The sequence below is a fragment of the Pseudomonas putida genome (assembly GCF_005080685.1).
Lineage (GTDB): Bacteria > Pseudomonadota > Gammaproteobacteria > Pseudomonadales > Pseudomonadaceae > Aquipseudomonas > Aquipseudomonas putida_V.
Map to the genome: position 1 here is coordinate 4,005,743 of NZ_CP039371.1, position 20,078 is coordinate 4,025,820.

16 protein-coding genes are annotated in these 20,078 nt (G+C 63.3%); 5 read left to right on the forward strand and 11 right to left on the reverse strand.

What is annotated here, in order from left to right:
* Positions 1–2,739, forward strand: coding sequence for a ribosome-associated ATPase/putative transporter RbbA (gene rbbA, locus E6B08_RS18190; RefSeq protein ID WP_136915328.1), 2,739 nt, complete (start codon positions 1–3; stop codon positions 2,737–2,739).
* A gap of 1 nt (position 2,740) precedes the next feature.
* On the forward strand, positions 2,741–3,865 hold the full coding sequence (locus E6B08_RS18195) for an ABC transporter permease (RefSeq protein ID WP_136915329.1): 1,125 nt from the start codon (positions 2,741–2,743) through the stop codon (positions 3,863–3,865).
* A gap of 36 nt (positions 3,866–3,901) precedes the next feature.
* On the opposite strand, the gene E6B08_RS18200 is transcribed toward E6B08_RS18195, so the two are convergent.
* Positions 3,902–4,615 carry a hypothetical protein gene (locus E6B08_RS18200; RefSeq protein ID WP_136915330.1) on the reverse strand — a complete coding sequence of 238 codons (714 nt, stop codon included), beginning with the start codon at positions 4,613–4,615 and terminating at the stop codon, positions 3,902–3,904.
* A gap of 110 nt (positions 4,616–4,725) precedes the next feature.
* Between E6B08_RS18200 and E6B08_RS18205 the strand changes: the two genes are divergently transcribed.
* Complete coding sequence (locus E6B08_RS18205; protein WP_136915331.1) at positions 4,726–5,046, forward strand: hypothetical protein; 321 nt, start codon at positions 4,726–4,728, stop codon at positions 5,044–5,046.
* Between the two features lie 136 nt (positions 5,047–5,182).
* On the opposite strand, the gene E6B08_RS18210 is transcribed toward E6B08_RS18205, so the two are convergent.
* Positions 5,183–5,623, reverse strand: coding sequence for a carboxymuconolactone decarboxylase family protein (locus E6B08_RS18210; protein WP_136915332.1), 441 nt, complete (start codon positions 5,621–5,623; stop codon positions 5,183–5,185).
* 135 nt (positions 5,624–5,758) lie between these two features.
* On the opposite strand from E6B08_RS18210, the gene E6B08_RS18215 reads away from it, so the two are divergent.
* Positions 5,759–6,649 (forward strand): LysR substrate-binding domain-containing protein, encoded by an 891-nt coding sequence (locus E6B08_RS18215; protein ID WP_238349237.1) that lies wholly within the window; start codon positions 5,759–5,761, stop codon positions 6,647–6,649.
* A gap of 3 nt (positions 6,650–6,652) precedes the next feature.
* Here E6B08_RS18215 and E6B08_RS18220 read toward each other — a convergent pair whose 3' ends face one another.
* From E6B08_RS18220 to E6B08_RS18230, 3 genes are read right to left on the reverse strand one after another with little or no spacing between them, the layout of a single operon-like run.
* A complete protein-coding gene (locus E6B08_RS18220) occupies positions 6,653–8,077 on the reverse strand; it encodes an aldehyde dehydrogenase family protein (RefSeq protein WP_136915334.1) in 1,425 nt (474 codons plus the stop codon).
* The gene (locus tag E6B08_RS18225) at positions 8,074–9,378 is read right to left on the reverse strand and encodes an aminotransferase class III-fold pyridoxal phosphate-dependent enzyme (protein WP_136915335.1); all 1,305 of its coding nucleotides are present in this window, start codon (positions 9,376–9,378) and stop codon (positions 8,074–8,076) included. The genes E6B08_RS18220 and E6B08_RS18225 overlap by 4 nt, the downstream gene beginning before the upstream one ends.
* Before the next feature lie 24 nt (positions 9,379–9,402).
* Positions 9,403–10,902 (reverse strand): serine hydrolase domain-containing protein, encoded by a 1,500-nt coding sequence (locus tag E6B08_RS18230; RefSeq protein WP_136915336.1) that lies wholly within the window; start codon positions 10,900–10,902, stop codon positions 9,403–9,405.
* Positions 10,903–11,081: 179 nt separating this feature from the next.
* Here E6B08_RS18230 and E6B08_RS18235 point away from each other — a divergent pair, with 179 nt between their 5' ends.
* Positions 11,082–11,957, forward strand: coding sequence for a GntR family transcriptional regulator (locus tag E6B08_RS18235; RefSeq protein ID WP_136915337.1), 876 nt, complete (start codon positions 11,082–11,084; stop codon positions 11,955–11,957).
* A 5-nt stretch (positions 11,958–11,962) separates the two neighbouring features.
* Here E6B08_RS18235 and E6B08_RS18240 read toward each other — a convergent pair whose 3' ends face one another.
* From E6B08_RS18240 to E6B08_RS18265, 6 genes are all read right to left on the reverse strand, one after another.
* The gene (locus tag E6B08_RS18240; protein ID WP_136915338.1) at positions 11,963–13,231 is read right to left on the reverse strand and encodes an OprD family porin; all 1,269 of its coding nucleotides are present in this window, start codon (positions 13,229–13,231) and stop codon (positions 11,963–11,965) included.
* Positions 13,232–13,343: 112 nt separating this feature from the next.
* Complete coding sequence (locus E6B08_RS18245; protein WP_136915339.1) at positions 13,344–14,972, reverse strand: ABC transporter ATP-binding protein; 1,629 nt, start codon at positions 14,970–14,972, stop codon at positions 13,344–13,346.
* Between the two features lie 2 nt (positions 14,973–14,974).
* Positions 14,975–15,850, reverse strand: coding sequence for an ABC transporter permease (locus E6B08_RS18250; protein WP_136915340.1), 876 nt, complete (start codon positions 15,848–15,850; stop codon positions 14,975–14,977).
* Positions 15,847–16,788, reverse strand: coding sequence for an ABC transporter permease (locus tag E6B08_RS18255; RefSeq protein WP_136915341.1), 942 nt, complete (start codon positions 16,786–16,788; stop codon positions 15,847–15,849). Before E6B08_RS18255 ends, E6B08_RS18250 begins: the two co-directional genes overlap by 4 nt.
* A 17-nt stretch (positions 16,789–16,805) precedes the next feature.
* The gene (locus tag E6B08_RS18260) at positions 16,806–18,362 is read right to left on the reverse strand and encodes an ABC transporter substrate-binding protein (RefSeq protein ID WP_136917436.1); all 1,557 of its coding nucleotides are present in this window, start codon (positions 18,360–18,362) and stop codon (positions 16,806–16,808) included.
* A 350-nt stretch (positions 18,363–18,712) separates the two neighbouring features.
* Positions 18,713–20,077, reverse strand: coding sequence for a J domain-containing protein (locus tag E6B08_RS18265; RefSeq protein WP_136915342.1), 1,365 nt, complete (start codon positions 20,075–20,077; stop codon positions 18,713–18,715).
* Position 20,078: the final 1 nt, after the last annotated feature.

Sequence of the window (20,078 nt, forward strand, 5' to 3'; positions counted from 1 at the left end):
ATGAGCGCGTCGCCCCCAAGCTACGTGGCGCGGGTCGAGCACGTCGAACTGCGCTATGGCGCCACATTGGCGCTGGATGACCTGAGCCTGGAGTTGCCGAGCGGTCGCATGGTCGGCCTGATCGGCCCGGATGGTGTCGGCAAGTCGAGCCTGTTGTCATTGCTGGCAGGCGCCCGGGTGATCCAGAAGGGCCACATCGAAGTGCTGCAAGGCGACATGGCCAGCAAGCGCCATCGCGACGCCGTGTGCCCACGCATCGCCTACATGCCCCAAGGGCTGGGCAAGAATCTCTACCCCACGCTCTCGGTCGAGGAAAACCTGCAGTTCTTCGCCCGCCTGTTCGGCCATGGCCCTGGCGAGCGCCGCAAACGCATCGACGACCTGACCCGCAGCACCGGCCTGCACACCTTCCTGGAACGCCCTGCCGGCAAGCTATCAGGCGGCATGAAACAGAAGCTCGGCCTGTGCTGCGCGCTGATCCACGACCCCGACTTCCTGCTGCTCGACGAGCCCACCACCGGCGTCGACCCGCTGGCCCGCGCGCAATTCTGGGAGCTGATCAAACGCATCCGCCGCGAACGCCCCGGTATGAGCGTGATCGTCGCCACCGCCTACATGGACGAAGCCCAGCGCTTCGACTGGCTGGTGGCGATGGACGCCGGGCGCATCCTGGCCACCGGCACGCCCGAGGAACTGTTAGCGCGCACCACGTGCCCGTCGCTGGAAGAAGCCTTCATCCAGTTGCTGCCCGAAGACAAGAAGCGTGGCCACAAGCCCGTGGTGATTCCGCCGCTGCAGGCCGATGAAAACGACATCGCCATCGAGGCCCAAGGCCTGACCATGCGCTTCGGCGACTTCACCGCCGTCGACCATGTGTCGTTTCGCATCCGCCGTGGCGAGATCTTCGGCTTTCTCGGCTCCAACGGCTGCGGCAAGTCGACCACCATGAAGATGCTCACCGGCCTGCTGCCAGCGAGCGAAGGCCAGGCCTGGCTGTTCGGCAAGGAAATCGATCCCAAGGACATCGACACCCGCAGCCGGGTCGGGTACATGTCCCAGGCATTTTCCCTCTACGGCGAGCTGACGGTGCGCCAGAACCTGGTGCTGCATGCACAGTTGTTCCATGTGCCGGATGCCGAAGTCCCGGCGCGGGTGGCGGAAATGGTCGAGCGCTTCGGCCTCGGCCAGGTGCTGGATCGCCTGCCGGACGCCATTGCGCTTGGGATGCGCCAGCGCCTGTCGCTGGCGGTGGCCATGGTCCACAAGCCCGAGCTGCTGATCCTTGACGAACCGACCTCCGGGGTCGATCCGGTGGCCCGCGACAACTTCTGGACCTTGCTGGTGGAGCTGTCGCGGCGGGACAAGGTGACGATCTTCATCTCTACCCACTTCATGAACGAAGCCGAGCGTTGCGACCGCATGTCGATGATGCACGCGGGCAAGGTCCTGGACAGCGACGCCCCCGCCAGGCTGGTAGAAAAGCGTGGCGCCAGCACCCTCGAGGAAGCCTTCATCGGTTATCTCATCGAAGCCAGCGGCGAGGCCTCCGCTCCGCAGGCAGAAGCCGAAAGCGGTGCCGCCCCCGAGCAGCCTGCGCCCACCACCAAGCACCGCGGGTTCAGCCTGCAGCGCCTGCTCAGCTACAGCTGGCGAGAAACCCTGGAGCTCAAGCGCGACCCCATCCGCGCCACCCTCGCCCTGGCGGGCTCGCTGCTGTTGATGTTCGTGATCGGCTTCGGCATCAACATGGATGTCGAGAACCTCACCTACGCCGTGCTCGACCACGACCAGACCACCTTCAGCCAAAGCTACACCCTGAGCCTGGAGGGCTCGCGCTACTTCATCGAGCGCCCGCCGCTGACCAGCTACGACGACCTGGACCGGCGCATGCGCCGCGGTGAGATCGCCCTGGCCATCGAAATCCCGTCCGGCTTCGGCCGCGACCTGGTGGCCGGGCGCGACGTGCAGATCGGTGCCTGGATCGACGGCTCGATGCCACAGCGCGCCGAGACCGTGCAAGGCTACGTGCAAGGCATCCACCAGCATTGGTTGCAGGAGCAGACCCGCCACCTGCGCGGCGCCGGCGCTTCGGCGCTGGCCAACATCCAGAGCCGCTACCGCTACAACCCCGACATCGCCAGCCTGCCGGCCATGGTGCCCGCCGTCATTCCGCTGCTGTTGTTGATGCTGCCGGCCATGCTCACGGCCCTGTCGGTGGTGCGGGAGAAAGAGCTGGGTTCGATCCTCAACCTGTACGTCACACCCATCACCCGCACGGAATTTCTGATCGGCAAGCAACTGCCCTACATCTTCCTGGCGATGGTCAACTTCTTCTGCATGAGCCTTCTGGCGGTTACCGTGTTCGGCGTGCCGGTCACAGGCAGCTACCCGACCCTGATGCTGGCGATGTTCATCTTCTGCATCATCTCCACCGGCATGGGCCTGCTCGCCTCTACCGTCACCAACAGCCAGATCGCGGCGATGTTCTTCGCCATGATCGGCACCCTGCTGCCGGCCACGCAGCTGGCCGGCCTGCTCAACCCGGTGTCGTCGATGGAGGGCATGGGCCGCTTGGTCGGGGAAGCCTATCCGGCCACGCACATGTTCAACATCAGCCGCGGCGTGTTCAGCAAGGCGCTTGGCTTCGACGACCTGCGCGGGGCGATGTGGAACCTGCTGCTGGCGGTGCCGGTGATTCTCGGCGCCGCGGTGGCCCTGTTGAAGAAGCAGGAGCGATGAGATGCGCAAACTGAAGAACATACTGCGCCTGGGCCGCAAGGAGCTTTGGAGCCTGCTGCGCGACCCGGTGATGCTGATACTGGTGGTGTACGTGTTCAGCGTGTCGATCTACACCTCAGCCACCGCAGTGCCGGAAACGTTGCACAACGCGCCCATCGCCATCGTCGACGAAGACCACTCGCCGCTTTCGGCGCGCATCGTCTCGGCCTTCTACCCACCGGAGTTCACCCTACCGCGCATGATCGGTCTCGATGAGGTGGACCCTGGCATGAACAATGGCCAGTTCACCTTCGTGCTGAACATTCCGCCCAATTTCCAGCGAGACCTGCTGGCCGGCCGCGACCCGGAAATCCAGCTGAACATCGATGCCACGCGCATGAGCCAGGCGTTCACCGGCAATGGCTATATCCAGCAGGTGGTGATGGGCGAGGTCAACGAGTTCGCCAGCCGTTACCGGGCCACCAGCGCGCTGCCGGTGGAGCTGGTGCTGCGAGCGCGGTTCAACCCGACCTTGGAAAAGGCCTGGTTCGGCAGCATCGCCGAGATCATCAATTCGGTGGCGATGCTGTCGATCATCCTCACCGGGGCAGCGCTGATTCGCGAGCGCGAGCATGGCACGATCGAGCACATCCTGGTGATGCCGGTCACCCCTGGGGAAATCATGGCCTCCAAGGTGCTGGCCATGGGGCTGGTGGTGCTGCTGGCCACTGCGCTGTCGCTCAGTATCGTGGTGCGCGGGTTGCTGCATGTGCCGATCCAGGGCTCCATCGGGTTGTTCCTGTGTGGCGTGGCGTTGTGCCTGTTCGCCATGACATCGATGGGCATCTACATGGCCACGCTGGCGCGCAGCATGCCGCAGTTCGGTTTGTTGCTGATGCTCACGTTGATGCCGATGAACATGCTTTCGGGCGGGCAGACGCCGCGTGAAAGCATGCCGGAGTTGGTGCAGAACGTGATGTTGGCGGCGCCTACCACCCATTTCGTCAGCCTGGGGCAGGCGATCCTGTTTCGCGGGGCGGGACTGGAGACGGTGTGGAAACCGTTCCTGGCATTGCTGGTGATCGGCATGGTGCTGTTCATGGTGTCGCTACGGCGCTTCCGCCGGACCCTGAGCCAGATGGCCTGAGGTTGACCGCGGTGTCTGCTTCGCGGGTGATGAGACTCATGGCTTCATCAACGGCTCGATGCCGATCCACTTCTTCACCGGGTGATAGCACAGCTTCAACGGTGGAATGTCCACCTTGCGACCCTCCACCTCCAGCATGCCCAGGTTGATGGTCCATCTGGCATCAGCATCGAACCGGTCGGTCTGGAAAATCACATAGGCCGACCCGTAGCGCTTGTTGTTGGTGATCTTCGGAATGAGCCGATGCACCTCGTCACCGTTGATGTCGTAGGGCGACGTCCGGGCAGACTTGGGGCTGAAGTTCGGGTAGTCGTACACTGGCCCTCCCAGGTACACCTCGGGCCTGGCCTGTAGCCGCGAACCATCCTCGAAGGTGATGAAGGCCTGGCGGCTGTCATACAGGATCGGCACCGGCGCTTCACCGCGTCGCGACCTGGACGCCGGCCGCTGCCGACCTTCGTTGTAGGCGATCAGCTGGACGTAGAACTCCGGCCTCGGATACTCCTCTCCTGGATACTGCACATGCAAGACCTGCTTGAACGGCTCGTCGCTCCATCGCGCGTCGTAATCATAGAGATAGGTTTCCAGGTGGATCGTGCGCTCGCCCAGGGCCCCCGGCACCGTGAATGCGTGCTCGGTTTCGCAAAGGTCGGCATAGGCAGGCCGTTCGCGTTTCCAGGGAATGCAGGCGGTGAGCGAGGCTGCAGCCAGCAGCAACAGGAGGGTTCTTGCGCGCGTCGAGTGAGTCATGACCTACCTTGGTCCAAATGCCGATAGCGCGAAGTGTCAGCCCCCTCCTGGCTAAAGTCCATGCTGACGGTTTGATATGATCCCTCCTCACTCATCACAGGGAACTGTCAGTGAAAACCCTCTTCATGTTCGCTCTCTCAGGGCTGCTGCTAGCAGCGATGATTTGGATAATCCGCTATCAGCGCACCCGTTGGCGGGCGGGCATGGAGGAGCGCTTCGCGAAGGCTCTGGAAGGCCTGCGAATCTACCGCTATGAATTGCTGGTGGACAAAGTTACCGTGCCAAGCACGGACATAACCGCAGAGGTCTATCGGATTCTGCGCGATGAGCATGGCCACTATTTTCTTTACATGCGCACGGGTGATTCGATCGAACTGTTGAAGCCATTGACTGAGGAGCGTGCACTGCAAGCCGTAACACTCAACGGTTGATCGCAACTGCGCCCCTCCACGCACGACGGTCGATTGCCATGAGAGCTCTCCCATCGATGGCGCAGGGCATCTGCGCCTATAACTGAGAGAAAGTCCCGTAGCGACGAGTGCCCGGTCGACGACAGGCGGCAGCAGCTCACTTCGGTTGCATGGCAAAACCCACACCGAAGCGGTTCCAGGCATTGATGGCGGCGATCGCGAACGTCAGCTCGGACAACTCTTGCTCACTGAAGTGAGCCGCAACGTCTCGGTAGATCTCATCCGGTGCGTGCTTCTCTGCTACCAGTGTCAGTGTTTCGGTCCACAGCAGCGCCGCGCGTTCGCGCGCATCGAAGAACGGCGTTTCCTTCCAGACACTGATCGCCATCAAGCGCCGAGGCGTCTCGCCCGCTTTCAGCGCATCGGCGGTATGCAGGTCGATGCAGTATGCGCAGCCGTTGATCTGCGATGCGCGAATGCGCACCAGCTCCTGAAGCGAAGCCGGCAGCACCGATTTCGAGGCGGCTTTTTCCAGCTCCATCATGGCTTTCATCGCCTGGGGGGCGGCATCGTAGTAGTTGATACGCGCTGTACGCATTGTGGTTCTCCATGGAATTCGCCACGAGGCGTGGCCTGGCAGCGACTGTAGGCAAATCGAAAACTCGGATAAACTAGGTCTAATCGTTTTATTCGTACGAGAACTCGCACAATGGCACTGGATCGTTTAGAGGCAATGCGCGCGTTTTGCCGCATCGTCGAGGTGGGTAGCTTCAGTGCGGCCGCCGACTCGTTGGGTGTAGCCAAGACCACGGTCTCGGGGCAATTGCAGGCATTGGAAAGCTTGCTCGGCATCAAGCTGCTGCATCGCAGCACGCGCAAGGTGTCAGCGACCACCGAAGGCTCCGCGTACTACCTCCGGGCGCGTGCGGTCATCGATGACGTGGATGAACTGGAAGCCTCGATTTCCCAAAGCCGCAACGTGGTGCGGGGGCGAGTGCGCATCGAGATGCCCTCGCCCGTCGGCATCCTGTTCGTGGTCCCTGCGCTGGGCGGATTCACCGCTCGCTATCCCGAGATTCATCTCGACATTGGCTGCAGCGAACGCGTCGTGGACCTGGTTCAGGAAGGTGTCGACTGCGCCATCCGCGGCGGCGTGATCAGCGACCAGGACCTGGTGTGCCGCCCTATCGGCCAGATGCATTTCTGCTTCTGTGCCTCTCCCACCTACCTGGCGAGTGCTGGCCCTCTCAAGTCGCCTGCGGACCTTCCCAGCCACAAGCACTTCGGCTTCAAGTTCCCAGCTACCGAGAGGCGTTACGTGCCGACCCTGACACGTGGAGATGCCAGCTTCACACTGGATCAGCCGCCAACCATGTACTTCAACAACGGCAGTGCCACCGCTGCCGCTGCAGTCGCCGGGCTTGGCATCGCCTTCCTGCCCACGGCCGAAGCCGTCCGCCATTTCAACACCGGTGCGCTGGTGCCGGTGCTACCGGAGTGGCGCCTGGCAAGCATGCCCCTGTGCGTCGTGTACCCCTATACACGACACCTTTCGGCACGGGTCAGAGCCTTTACCGATTGGGTAACCACGCTCATGGCCAACGACCCGCTCTGGTCGCCATGAGCGTCAATGCGCCCCGTAGCCGAAAATCGATTTCACCTCCAGATATTCCTCCAACCCATGAACGCCCCACTCCCGTCCATTGCCAGACTGCTTGTAACCTCCAAACGGTGCACCGTTGTCGGCTTTGCTGCCATTGAGATGAACCATCCCAGTCCGCAACCGCCGGGCCACCGCACGGGCACGTAGCGGGTCACTTGCCGTCACGTAACCGGACAGTCCATAGGTGCTGTCATTGGCCAATACGATGGCCTGTTCCTCTCTGTCGTACGGCATGATCGCCAGCACCGGGCCAAACACTTCCTCGCGGGCAATCGCCATGCCCGAGGTAATGTCGGCGAACACGGTGGGCTGGACGAAATAGCCAGCGTCGGCATTCAACGGACGGCCGACGCCGCCACAGACCAGCCGTGCGCCTTGCTCGATGGCTGCGCCGATCATGCCCTGGACACGCAGGTACTGCGCAGCATTGGCCAGCGGGCCCATGCTGGTGGCAGGGTCGCTATCGTCGAAGCACACCCCGGCCGCAACCTCGCACGCGATCTCGATGGCCAGCTCCTGGCGATGGCGCGGCACCAACAGCCGGGTCGGCGCATTGCAGGACTGGCCGCTGTTGCGTAAGCAGCCGCTGACGCCATGGCGCACCGCGGCGTCGAAATCGGCATCCTCCAGGATCAGGTTGGCCGACTTGCCGCCCAATTCCAGCGACACCCGCTTGACCGTATCGGCCGCTGCCTTGGAGACCGCGACACCCGCCAGGTTGGACCCAGTGAACGACACCATGTCGACCCCGGGATGCCGTGCAATCCGGTCACCCACCGTGAGGCCGTCGCCATTGACCAGGTTGAACACACCAGCCGGCACGCCAGCCTGGTGCAGCACCTCGGCCAACAACATCGCCGAAAGCGGCGCCCGCTCGCTGGGCTTGAGCACCATCGTGCAGCCAGCGGCCAGTGCCGGGGCGACCTTGCAGGTGAGCTGGTTGAGCGGCCAGTTCCACGGCGTGATCAAACCACATACGCCAATGGGCTCACGGGTGATCAAGGTACTGCCGTGCATGCGATCGAAACGGTAGTCGCGCAGCACCTCATGAGCACGCTGCAGATGACCGAGCCCGGCCGGTACGTGGGCGCTGCGGGCCAACGACAGCGGTGCGCCCATTTCCCGGTGCACCAGATGGGCCAGTTCCTCGCTGCGCTGGCGGTAACCTTCGATGATCGCGGCCAGCAGTTCCAGGCGCTGCTCGCGGGTCCATTGCGAAAACGCCACGAAGGCCCGTTGGGCAGCCGCGACGGCGCGATCGACGTCGACGCGGTTGCCCAGGCTGATGCGGCTGAACGGTTGCTCGTCATGAGGATCGATCACTGTCAGGGTCGGCCGTCCGAGGGGCGTTTCCCAGCGACCATCGATGTAGAAGTCGAGTGGGTTCATGCCACGCGCTCCAGCGCACGGCGCAGGGTGTCGAAAATCAGGCCAATCTGCCCGGCGGACACGATCAGTGGCGGCGACAGTACGATATTGTCACCCGACGCACGCACCAAAACGCCATCTTCGAAGCACTGGCGCGCCACTTGTGCAGCGGGTGCAGGCGCGCCATCGTGCCCACGCAACTCCACTGCACACAGCAGGCCAATCACCCGAACATCCTGCACCTGCGGATGACCGCGCAAGGCCAACGCCTCGGCCTGCCAGACCGGCGCCACAGCCTGGACATGGGCATCGATGCCCAGCTCCTGATGAACCGCCAATGTTGCCAGGCCCGCAGCACAGGCCAGCGGGTGGGCCGAATAGGTATAGCCGTGCATCAGTTCGATGGCCGACACTGGCCCCTGCATGAACGCCTCGTACACCGCACCACTGACCAGTACTCCGCCCATGGGCACCGCGCCATTGGTCAACCCCTTGGCGGTGGTCATCAGGTCTGGCACCACGCCGAAGGCCTGGGCGGCAAAAGGCGCGCCCACGCGGCCGAAGCCAGTGATCACTTCGTCGAAGATCAGCAGTACACCATGGCGATCGCAGATTTCTCGCAGGCGTTGCAGGTAGCCCACAGGAGGCGCATACACCCCGCCAGAGCCGGTCACCGGCTCGACGATCACCGCCGCGACCGTCGCCGGGTCGTGCACTTCCAGCAGTTGCAGTAGCGCATCGGCGTAATCGGCCCCCTGCTCTGGTTGGCCGGGGCTGAAGCGCATGCTGGCATCGTAAGGCAGCGGCAGGTGCGCGACGTCGCCCAGCAGGGGGCCGAAATCGCGTTTCTGCCGCCCGATACCCGACACCGACAACCCACCGAAGCCCATGCCGTGATAACCCTTGGCACGGCCAATCAGCTTGGTCCGGCGACTGTCGCCCCTCGCCTGATGGTAAGCGCGGGCAATCTTCAATGCCGTGTCCACGGCTTCGGAGCCAGAGTTGGTGAAGAACACCCTGTCGAGGCCGTCCGGGGCAATGCCGACCAGCGCATCGGCCATGCGCAAGGCATCGGGATGGCTCATCTTGAACGACGAGACGAAGTCCAGGCGCCCCGCCGCTTCACGGATCGCCTCGACGATACGCGGCTGGCCGTGCCCGGCGTTGACGCACCAGAGCCCGGCCATGGCGTCGAGCACCGGGCGTCCTTCGAGGGTGAAATAGTGCATGCCCTCGGCGCGCTCGAACAGCATCGGCTCGCGGGCGAAGTCGCGCATGGGGGTAAAGGGGGCCCACAGGCCAGTGTGCAAGGGCTGGTTCATGGCGTCGTTCCTTCCAATAGTCATTCAGATACGGTGACCGCGCAGGGTCGGCCGTTGCAGGGCTCCGGCATTGGTGTTCACACCACGCTCGAACACCAGCACGCCCTGCTCCAGGCGGCAGTCGACGTGGTCGGTGAAGGCGGTCTCGACGAAGCGCCAGAGCATGTGCAGGCGGCCTGTTGCGTCCCAGCGTCCATGGGCCACCACCGGGGTCTGCTCGGGCTGGTACTGGTGGTGCAGGTAGTTGCCGGTGATGCTGGTCTGCGATTCGCTTGGTTGTCGCAAGCCGATCCGCACCTGATGGCTGCCACGATGATCGACCAGGGTGAAGTCGCAGCCATCGGCGTCGAATGCCAAGGCAATTTCGGCGACCTGGTCCTCGTTCGGCTCCATCCGGTAGCGCCCCGCAAGCTCAGCGGTTGCCGGCGAATCGCTGGCACCCTCCAGCTCGGGCAAACGCAGGCCGTCGAGCATTGCGTCGAGCTGCGCCTGGGCGGCCTCAGGCGCTTGCGCGCTGCGCCCAAGGCCGGCGAAAAGATGCTCCCAGAGCGCCGCGTGCAGGCGTTTTTCGCCCAGGCGCAAGCCGCTGGTGAAGACGATCACGGTGTTCTGCGCCGGCAGCACGATGCATTGCTGACCGAACACGCCTGAGGCGTAGTAGCCGCCATTGCGCATCATCCACCACTGGTAGCCGTAGCCTTCGCGGCGGTTGCCTGCGGCGTTGGAAGCATCCCGTGGCAAGTATTGCTTGCCATCGAACTCGCCCATCCACACATCGTCGACCTGGTTGCAGGTGGCAGCATCGACCCATTCGCCAGACAACAACTGGCGCCCTTGCCACCCACCGCGCTGCAGGTGCAGCACGCCGAACTTCAAGGCATCCTCGCTGGTACAACTCAAGCCGTTGCCGCCACTGTTGTAGCCGCCTGGCGCCAGGTCCCAGTACAACGGGTCCATGCCCATGTGGCGCAGCACACGCTCGTCGAGCAACTGGTGAACGGTTTTACCCGTGACCTGGGTGACGATGGCCGAAAGCATGAAGCTGCTGGCGCTGCTGTAGATGAACGACTGCCCAGGTGCTTCGTCTACCGGCTCGTTGAGAAACGCTGCAACCCAACTGCTGGAAACATTGCGCCAATCGCCGCCCGAGATGCCACGGCGATGCCCCGTGCGCATGGTCAACAAGTCTTCGACGGTCATTGCCGCCAAGTTGTCGCTCACCTGCGGCGGACACAACTGCGGGAAGAACCCCACCACCTTGTCATCCAGCGCCAGTTGCCCGTCATCGATCAGCAGGCCGATGGCAGTGGCCGTCCAACTCTTGGTCGCCGAATGCTGAACATGGGGACGCCGTGCCGCATAGGGGTGCCAGAAAGCCTCGGTGACCACGGCGCCGTCGCGATACAGCATGAAGCTGTGCAGCTCGAGGCCGTCGCACTGCACCGCTTCGAGAAAATCGACGACGGCCTGTGGATCGACACCCTTGTCCTGGGGCAAGGCACGGGGAAGCGGGATGTAACTCATCAATGGTGTTCCTTAAAATAACGCTGGCAACCATCTCTGTTTTTATATGCAAAATAAAACAAAGATGCGTAAATAGATTCTTGCAATGCTGTACTTCGTGCTGCCTGTGTTGCATGCGTCCTGGGCCCAGGGGCATGCCGGGCAGGCTTACTTTCCCTGTCATAGGAACGACGTCGTCCATGGTTCAACTCACTTCGCTGCAGACCAAGGTTGCTGGCCAGATTCTCGCGGCCATCCAGAGCGGCGAACTGGCGCCGGGCAACCATCTGAAGGAAGTGGAGCTGGCCGAACGCTTTGGCGTGTCGCGCTCGCCGGTACGTGGCGCGCTGGCGTACCTGGCCGATCAGCAGCTGATCGAGCCGATGGCCAACCACGGTTTCCGCGTACCGCTCGAGCCTGCCGCGCTGGAACTGGGCGCTGGCGAACTGCAGAACGAAGAGGACGCGTTGTACGCGCGCCTGATCGACGACCGCCTCAATCAGTCGCTGCCGGACCAGATCTCCGAAAGCGACCTGCTGCGCCGCTACGAGGTGGGCAAGAGCGTGTTGCGCCGCTGCCTGCTGCGCCTCTCCGACGAGGGCGTGATGCACCGCAAGCATGGTCACGGCTGGCAGTTCGCACCGACCTTGAGCGACAAGCAGACACGCTTCGAGAGCTACCGCTTTCGCATGTTGCTCGAACCGGCCGGCCTGCTGGAGCCGACCTTCCGCCTCAACCAGGAGCAGCTGCAGCGCTGCCGCAAGCAACAGCTGGACTTGCTCGAAGGCATCGCCGAAAGCAAGAACTTCTTCGAGAGCAACGCCCAGTTCCATGAGCTGCTGGCCGCAGCATCGGGCAACGCCTACATCCTTCAGGCAGTGCAACAGCAGAACCGTCTGCGGCGACTGACCGAGTTCCATTCGGTGAACAACGTCGAGCGGGTCAAGGCTTCGTGCCGAGAGCACCTGGCGATTCTCGATGCATTGGAGCAAGGCGATAACGAATGGGCCTCCACCCTGCTCCATCGCCACCTGGAGGTTGCGAGCAAAATGGGCGTGGCGCGGAGCAAGGCGTAGGTCCATTACCAGAGCGCCACGGTGTAGCCGATGATCACGCGGTTTTCATTCATGTCGCGCAGGTAGTTGGACTTGCTCAGCGCATTGCGCCAGCGCAGGGATACCCCCTTGAGCGGCCCGCCCTGGATCACGTAGCCCAGGTCGATATCGCGTTCCCATTCACGGGCTTCACCATCGAAGCCCTTGACCACCGCCTGGTCACCCTTGGCCCAGCGCGTCGAGAAGATCAGGCCCGGAATGCCCAGCGCCGCGAAGTTGTAGTCGTAGCGTGCATGCCAGGTGCGCTCCTTGGTCTGGGAGAAGTTGCTGAGCTGGTACTCGGAAAACAGGAAGGTGTTGGTCCCGTCGACGTAGGTGAACGGGGTGCTGCCAAACTGCTCCTGATAGCCGCCGCCGAGGGTGTGGCCGCCGTGGCTATACGCCAGGCGGGTGCTGAGCGCGCGGTTGTCGACCTTGCCCGCCAACCCTGACCCGGACTTGTCGGCGTCGAAGTAGCGGATATCGGTCTTGAGCGCGCCGCCACCCAGGGCGAAGCTGTGCTTCATGCCTACGTAGTGCTGCTGGTAGATGTCTTCCAGTTGCGCGTAGTGGTAGGTCAGTTGCAGGCTCGGCGTCAGTTTGTAGTCGCCGCCGATGAAGCGGAAGCGGTCACTTTTCGCCGCACTGCTATAAGCCCCGCTCTGGCTGGTCAGGCCCATTTCCTCGTAGTCGGTCGACTCGCGCTGACGAACCCGGTCGATCTGCCCGCCGATCAGCGCCAGGCCCGGAATGTCGCCGGAGCTGATCTGCGTGCCGCGGAAGGTCTGCGGGAATATCCGACTGGTGTTCGGCTGCAGCGTCGGCAAGTCTGGCAGCAGGTGGCCTGTGCGCAGTTCACTCTGGGCAAATCGCATCTTGCCGGTGACGCCCAGCTTGGAATATTCGTCCTGGGCGCGCTTGGCGTAGCTCGGCTTGCCCGGCTCTGCTTCGTTGTCCCGCGCCAGCAGACCAGAACCCGAGCGGTCCGGGCTGGAATCGAGCTTCAGGCCGAGCATGCCGATGGCATCGACGCCAAAGCCGACCACGCCTTCGGTGAAGCCCGATTGCACGTTCAAGGTAAAGCCTTGGGCCCATTCCTCGCGCTTGGATTGCCCGGCGTCTTCGCGGTAGTCGCGGTTGAAGTAGTAGTTCCTCAGCTCCAGCGATGCCTTGCTGTCCTTGATGAAGTCGGCGTGGGCCTGTACGGACAGCAGGCCTACGCCCGTCATCAGTACGTTCAGGTGAGTGTGTTTCATGTTTCTGGCTCCCGGCAGTCGTTGTGAGGATGTTGTTCTTGTTGTTTTCGGACATGACTTCCCCCTTCACGCCGGTTTGCTGCCGGCATGTGGGCGTCAGTCAGGGGTCAGGTCAACCGGCGCGACGTATTCGGTAGCTGCCGTCGTCGAGCTTCTCCAGCGGGCTGGCCGCTGCCAGTAGCTGTCGGGTGTAAGGGTGTTGTGGGTGGTCGAAGACCTGCTCGCGGCTGCCCACCTCCACCACCTCGCCCTGGTGCATCACCGCCACCCGATGGGCGATACGTTCTACCGCCGCCAGGTCGTGGGAAATGAACAGGCAGGCGAAGCCGTATTGGGCCTGGAGCCGCTCGAACAGCTCGAGGATCTGCTTCTGGATGGTCATGTCCAGGGCCGAAATCGGTTCGTCGGCAATCACCAGTTGCGGGTGTCGCACCAGCGCCCGACCGATCGCCACGCGCTGGCGCTGACCACCGGAGAGCTGATGAGGGAAGCGTTCGGCGAATGCCTCCGGCAGGCCGATGTCGCGCATGGTCTGCATGACCCGCTCACGCCGCTCGCTGGCATTCAGGCCCGGCTCGTGCCGCAGCGGCTCGATGAGGATTTCGCCGATGCGCATGCGCGGATTGAGTGACGAGAACGGGTCCTGGAAGATCATCTGGCATTGCAAACGATGCGTGCGGTTGCTGGCCTTGAGAATGTCCACGCCCTTGAAGTGGATAGCTCCGGCACATGGCTTGACCAGGCCGACCAACGAGCGCCCGAGGGTGGTCTTGCCCGAACCGCTGCCGCCCACCAGGGCAAGGGTCTCGCCTGGGGCGATGCTCAGGCTGGCCGAATGCACTACCCGCTTGTACTGGCGCTTACCCCAGAAGTTGGCGGGGCCTGGGTGCTCGATGCAGACCTGGTCCACTTGCACCAGGGGCCCCTCGCTGGCAGGCAAGGGAGGAAGTTCGCCACGGCGTGGCAACGCCTCCAGCAACTGACGGGTGTACTCGGCCTTCGGCGACAGGAGGATATCGGCAATGGCGCCCTGCTCCACCGCCTTGCCGTGGCGCATCACCACCACCTTGTGGGCATAGCGCGCCACCAGCGACAGGTCGTGACTGATGAAGAGCACCGCGGTGCCCTGCTCACGGGTGAGTTCGAGCATCAGTTCGATCACGTCCAGTTGCGCCAGGCAATCCAGCGCCGTGGTCGGTTCATCGGCGATCAACAGCTTGGGCCGCAGCAGCATCACCGAGGCGAGCATGATGCGCTGGCGCATGCCACCGGAAAACTGGTGCGGATAGGCCTTCAGGCAACGTTCGGCGTCGGCGATGCCAATGCGCTGGAGCATCTGCACGCAGCGCTCATGGATCTGCTGCAGGTCCAATTCGGTATGCAGTTGCAGGGCCTCGGCCATCTGCCGGCCGATGGTCAGCGCGGGGTTGAGCGAGACCATGGGCTCCTGGAACATCATGCCGATCTGCGCGCCACGAATGGTACCCAGGGCCTGGTTGTCGAGGCGCGCAAGGTCGCGGCCGGCAAACTCCAGGCTGCCGCCACACACCTGCATCGGCAGGGGCAGCAGGCCAATCGCGGCACGCGCAGCCATGGTCTTGCCGCTGCCCGACTCACCCACCAGTGCGACGATTTCGCCGGGGGCCATGTCGAAGCTCAGGCCATCGACGGCCAACGCACCGTGCTCGCCCACGCGAATCTGCAGGTCACGTACCCGCAGGAGCGTATTCGACTGGGACATGATCACTTCCTCATCCGGGGGTCGAGGCGATCGCGCAGGGCATCGCCGAACAGGTTGATGGCCAGTAGCGCCAGGCAGATGAACAAGCCAGGGAAGACACCCAGCCAGCTCGCCGAAGCGATGTACGGGCGGCTGCTGGCGAGCATGTTGCCCCAGGTCGCCGCTGGCGGCGGTACGCCCAGGCCCAGGAAGCTCAGGGCGCTTTCCGAGAGCAGTGCCCAGCCAAACATGCTGGTGGCCAGCACGCATAGCGGCGCCAGGCAGTTAGGGGCGATGTGCCGCAGCATGGTGTACAGCTCGGAGTTGCCGATCACCCGCGATGCCTCGATGAACTCCAGCTCACGCAGCGACATCACGCTGCCGCGCACCACACGTACCACCGACGGCGTGTAGGCGATGCCCAGGGCGAGGACGATGCCGTACTGGCTGGCACCGATGATCGCCATGATGCCGAGGGCCATGAGAATGCCAGGGAACGCCAGCAAAGCGTCGTTGAACATCATCAGCACGCGATCGGTCCAGCCTCGCAAGTAGCCCGCCAGCATGCCGAGCAAGGTACCGGCGATGACTGCGAAACTGACCGACAGCAGGCTGATCCAGAGGCTGGTGCGGGCACCGATCAACAGGCGACTGAACACATCGCGGCCGAACTCATCAGTGCCAAGCCAGTGCGCCGCCGAGGGTGCTTGCAGGCGCGCCAGCAGGTCGATGCGCAGTGGATCGTACGGCGTCCACAGCACACCGAGCAGGGCCAGCAGCACCAGCGCCAACAGCAGCGAGGCACCGATCAGCGCGTTGGCCGCAGGCCAGGCCCGAGGCGCCTTGCGCACGGGCTCGGCGAGTGGGACCAGGGGTGCGCAGGAGGGTTTCGAACTCATAACTTCACCCTTGGATCGAACAGTGGGTAGAGCAGATCGACGAACAGGTTGACCAGCACGTAGACGAAGGTGATCAGCAACAGGCAGCCCTGCAGCACCGGGTAGTCGCGAGCGAAGATCGCATCGACCATCAACCGCCCGATACCCGGCAGGGTGAACACGGTTTCCAGCACGGCAATGCCGCCGAGCAGATTGCCGAGAATCAGCCCGACCAGCGTCCAGGTCGGCGCGAAAGCATTGCGCAGGGCGTGGCGCCACAGCACAGCTCGCTCCGACAGGCCCTTGGCCCTGGCGTGAGCGATGTATTCCAGGCGCAACACCTCGATGGTGCTGGCCCGGGCCATGCGGGCGATGGCGCCGACTTCTACCAGGGTCAAGGTGACGATCGGCAGCACCAGGTAGCTGAGTGCCTGCCAGGGCGCCTCGCCGAAGCTGACGTAGCCCACCACCGGCAACCAACCGAGCTTGATGCCGAAGGCATAGAGCAGCAGCAGGCCAAGCCAGAAACTGGGAATGGACAGCAGCAGCGTGGCACTCATCACCAGCCCCAGGTCCAGCGCGCTGTTCTGCTTCCAGGCAGCCAGCAGGCCCAATGGCACGGCGATCAGGGTCGCCAGCAATACAGCGACCAGAACGATGCTGGCACTGACCGCGAAGCGCTCGAAGATCAGCGGCAACACCGCCTCGCGGGTACTGATGGAGAAGCCCAGGTCACCGCTGAGCACCGCCTTGAACCAGATCAGGAACTGGCTCACCAGCGAGTGGTCCAGCCCCAGGTTCTGGCGCATGTCGGCCAGGCTTTGCGGGTCGGCCATGTCGCCGAGCATCAGCAGCGCCGGGTCGCCAGGGATCAGGCGGATCAGCGCGAACACCATCAGCGAGATCAGCAGCAAGGTCGGCACGGCCATGCCGAGCTTTTGCAGGATAAAGCGCAACATTGTTCAGACCCCTTACCCTACTTCGCCGCGAGGCTGACGCCCCACAACCGTGGCTTGGCCACCGGCCAGGAGTGGTAGCCCTGCACGCTGTCGCGCAGCGCCCCGGTCACCGTGCCGTTGTAGATGATCACCATGGGCGTGTCGTGGATCATCATGCCGTGCAGCTGGTCGAACAGCGCCTGGCGCTTGGCCGTGTCGCTTTCACGCGTTGCCTGGCGCAACAGCGCCTGGGCTTGCGGATTGTCCCAGACCTTGCGCGGCTCCTTGGTCTTGTCGCCCATCAACGAGTCGAAGCCCAGCGCAGGGTCCAATCGCGACGAGTAGGAGAACGACATCATCTGGTAGTTACCACTCTGGTAACGCTCGAGCTGAGTACCCCATTCCAGGGTTTCCATCTGGATGTTCAAGCCGCTGGCCTGGGCCATGGCTTGCGCCAGCACGCCCATGTCGAACATCTGCTGATAGCGTTTGTTGACCAGCATCTTGATCGGTTGCCCGTTGTAGCCAGCCTCCTTGAGTAGGCGCTGGGCTTCGGCGGGGTCGTAGCGGTAGCCCTGCTTGGCGACCTCGTCATGGAAGGCGCTGGTGCTGGGGATCGCCGAATTGTTAGGTTGCGAGAGGCCATTGGACAGCGCGTTGACGATTTGCGCGTAGTCCAGGGAGTGAGCGATGGCCTGGCGGATGCGTGCGTCCTTGAGCAGCGGGTCGTTGGTCTGGAACAGTAAGCCGCAGATGGCCATGATCGGGCTGGCCGACACCTGGATGCCCGGTAGCGCCTTGAGCTCCTGGGCGTCGCTGGCGGTGACGTCGGTTAGCAGGTCGACGTTGCGCGACAGTAGCGCGGCCTTGGCCGAGGACGGGTCGGGGATGATCATGAAGCGCACGCTGTCGACCAGCGCCTGCTTGTTGCCGGTAAAGCCATCGGGGCCCGCCTCGTTGCGTGCGCTGTAGCCTTCGAAGCGTTTGAGTTGCACGTACTGGCCCGGTTTCCATTCGGCGAAGCTGAACGGCCCGGTTCCGATCGGGGCTTTCCAGCTGCCGTCGGCGGCCACGGAATCGCGGTGCAGGATACCGGCACCGCCACAGTCCGGGCGCGACATGGAGGCCAGGAACAGGCCGTTGGGCTGATCGAGGGTGAAAATCACGGTTTGTGGGTTGGGGGTGGCGATATCGACGATCTTCGCCCCGCCCCGGCCGTCGAATTCTGGCAGACAGCGCCACTGGGTCTGCGGGTCGAGGTAGCGTTGCCAGGTCCATTTGACGTCGGTTGAGCTCAGGGTCGCGCCATTTTGGAAGTGCACGCCATCACGCAAGGTGAAGGTGTACTTGAGTCTGTCGTCGGAAACGTTCACCGCTTGCGCCAACAGCGGCCCGACCGAGGCATCCTCGCGATGGGCTACCAGCCCCTCGACCACATGCAGGATGACGGTATCGGTGTTTTCGTCGCGGTTGACGCCTGGCTCGGTACTGCGGATGTCGGCACCCAGGCCGACGCGAAGCATGGTTTCGGCCAGGGCGTATGGCGTGAATGTGGTCAGGGTCGCGAGGCCCAGCGCCTGCAAGGTGCGGCCCATTGCGGGATTACGGAAGCGATGCACGGGAGAGGATCTCCTTCGCTGAAGGACCGGTAAAGGCAGGCCCGGTCTCAAGGTTTTGATCGTATCGTTCTTGTTATGGCCTGACTGGATCAGCGCCGGAAGCGATCTTGTTTTTTTTGGATTGCAGAGACATATTTGCAGCGTTCAAGCTGAATGTAAATGTTTTTTTATTGATTAAAATACATTGACGGGCGAAACGATCGGGACGCTACGATCAAGGTTAGGTTTGAGAGGTACTTGTCACTTCATTTCCAGCGTCCCTGAAATCGAGCGCCGCACAGGCGGCGCGCGATTTCTGCGGTGCTACCCATCTGCCCCGCTCAGTCTTAAAGGCCGGGCCGCGAGCGCAGGTAGACCCAGAACCCCATCGCAATCGCGGCCAGGCAGATCAGGACGCCCTGGCGTCGCAACAGGTGCCACGGCAAACGTGCGAACCTGGCCTTGACGGCCCGCGCAGCCCGATCCCAGATCGACAGCTTGCCGCCGCGCAGCACGCCATTGGTGAAATACAGCGTGCCAAGGAACACCACGGTCGAACCGACCCAGCGCAACCACAGCACATCACCAGCCCAGGCATAGGCCAGGGCCGCAGGCGCCAGGCTAGGGAGTATGTGGCGCAGCAGCAACAGCCCGGCACCTTGTCGGTACACGCGGCGCGGCAGCAACCAGCGGCTCAGCACGACGTCGAGCGACGCCATGGGCACCGCCAGCATCGACCACAACCGGTAGGCCCTGAGCCCCAGGAACAGCACCCCCGGTACGAACAGGGGAATGACCAGCATGGCAGCCAGATCGCCCTTGGCTTTCGAGTAACCGATCAGCGAAGGCAGGATCACCAGCGACAACGCGAGCCACAGGAACACGAACACTGGCCGATAGGTGGCCGCCGGCAACCAGTCCCGCCAGTTGTCCAGTGGCGTCACCCCCAGCCGCTCAGGCAGTTCGGGATGTTGGTACTCGATGGTTTCGGCAAGCTGGGTAAAGCGCTGCCAATCGTGACCGGTGAAACCGTCTGCCAGCGCACGACGCCGACCATCGCTCAAGGGTTTGAGGAGCAAGGCAGCCGGTTGGCCAAGCGCTTTGTCGTCGTCGTTTCTGGCCAAGTCGTTGCGCACGCCCTCTTCCATGGCGTGCAGTTCGCAATGGCGGATGAAACGGTCCCAGCGCCAGTATTCGCAGGGCAGATTGCCCTTGGCTTCGTCCCACCCCATCGTCTGGCAGACACCCTCGAAAAAGGCCGCAGACCAATGTTCGGCGGATTCGAGAAGGTCCAACACGCTCTGTTCGAACTGATCGCGGCGCTCGAACGGCAGCAGCCAGTCGCTGGCCAGCCAATGGCGCAGCGCGTCCATCACCTGGCGCTCCTTGCCCTCGGCCAGCCACGCTTGCATCTGCTCCAGAGACGGTTCTGGCGGGATGGCCGCTATTGGGATGTCGACCTGCGGCGCAGCATGCTCCAGGGCAGGCTCGCTTGCAGCCAGTGCGGGCTCGATGAGTTGCTCAGTGTCTTCGTCATCGAGCTGTGCACGCCAGCGCGCCTCGTCCAGCGACGCCTCGTAGGCTTCACGCAGGCGCTGGAAAGCCTGCGGGTCATCGTCCGGACGGTGGCTCTTGAGCAGCCGCGCATAGGCGCGCTTGATGCTGCGCTCGTCGGCGTCGGGCCTGAGTTCGAGCAATTGCCAGTGGCTCATG

Excerpts from the sequence above, each read along its gene's own strand:
- E6B08_RS18255 (WP_136915341.1), bottom strand. The coding sequence starts at position 16,788 with ATGTTGCGCTTTATCCTGCAAAAGCTCGGCATGGCCGTGCCGACCTTG.
- E6B08_RS18230 (WP_136915336.1), bottom strand. The coding sequence starts at position 10,902 with ATGAGTTACATCCCGCTTCCCCGTGCCTTGCCCCAGGACAAGGGTGTC.
- E6B08_RS18265 (WP_136915342.1), bottom strand. The coding sequence starts at position 20,077 with ATGAGCCACTGGCAATTGCTCGAACTCAGGCCCGACGCCGACGAGCGC.
- E6B08_RS18235 (WP_136915337.1), top strand. The coding sequence starts at position 11,082 with ATGGTTCAACTCACTTCGCTGCAGACCAAGGTTGCTGGCCAGATTCTC.
- E6B08_RS18240 (WP_136915338.1), bottom strand. The coding sequence starts at position 13,231 with ATGAAACACACTCACCTGAACGTACTGATGACGGGCGTAGGCCTGCTG.
- rbbA (WP_136915328.1), top strand. The coding sequence starts at position 1 with ATGAGCGCGTCGCCCCCAAGCTACGTGGCGCGGGTCGAGCACGTCGAA.
- E6B08_RS18245 (WP_136915339.1), bottom strand. The coding sequence starts at position 14,972 with ATGTCCCAGTCGAATACGCTCCTGCGGGTACGTGACCTGCAGATTCGC.
- E6B08_RS18210 (WP_136915332.1), bottom strand. The coding sequence starts at position 5,623 with ATGCGTACAGCGCGTATCAACTACTACGATGCCGCCCCCCAGGCGATG.
- E6B08_RS18200 (WP_136915330.1), bottom strand. The coding sequence starts at position 4,615 with ATGACTCACTCGACGCGCGCAAGAACCCTCCTGTTGCTGCTGGCTGCA.
- E6B08_RS18225 (WP_136915335.1), bottom strand. The coding sequence starts at position 9,378 with ATGAACCAGCCCTTGCACACTGGCCTGTGGGCCCCCTTTACCCCCATG.
- E6B08_RS18260 (WP_136917436.1), bottom strand. The coding sequence starts at position 18,362 with ATGGGCCGCACCTTGCAGGCGCTGGGCCTCGCGACCCTGACCACATTC.
- E6B08_RS18220 (WP_136915334.1), bottom strand. The coding sequence starts at position 8,077 with ATGAACCCACTCGACTTCTACATCGATGGTCGCTGGGAAACGCCCCTC.
- E6B08_RS18215 (WP_238349237.1), top strand. The coding sequence starts at position 5,759 with ATGCGCGCGTTTTGCCGCATCGTCGAGGTGGGTAGCTTCAGTGCGGCC.
- E6B08_RS18250 (WP_136915340.1), bottom strand. The coding sequence starts at position 15,850 with ATGAGTTCGAAACCCTCCTGCGCACCCCTGGTCCCACTCGCCGAGCCC.
- E6B08_RS18195 (WP_136915329.1), top strand. The coding sequence starts at position 2,741 with ATGCGCAAACTGAAGAACATACTGCGCCTGGGCCGCAAGGAGCTTTGG.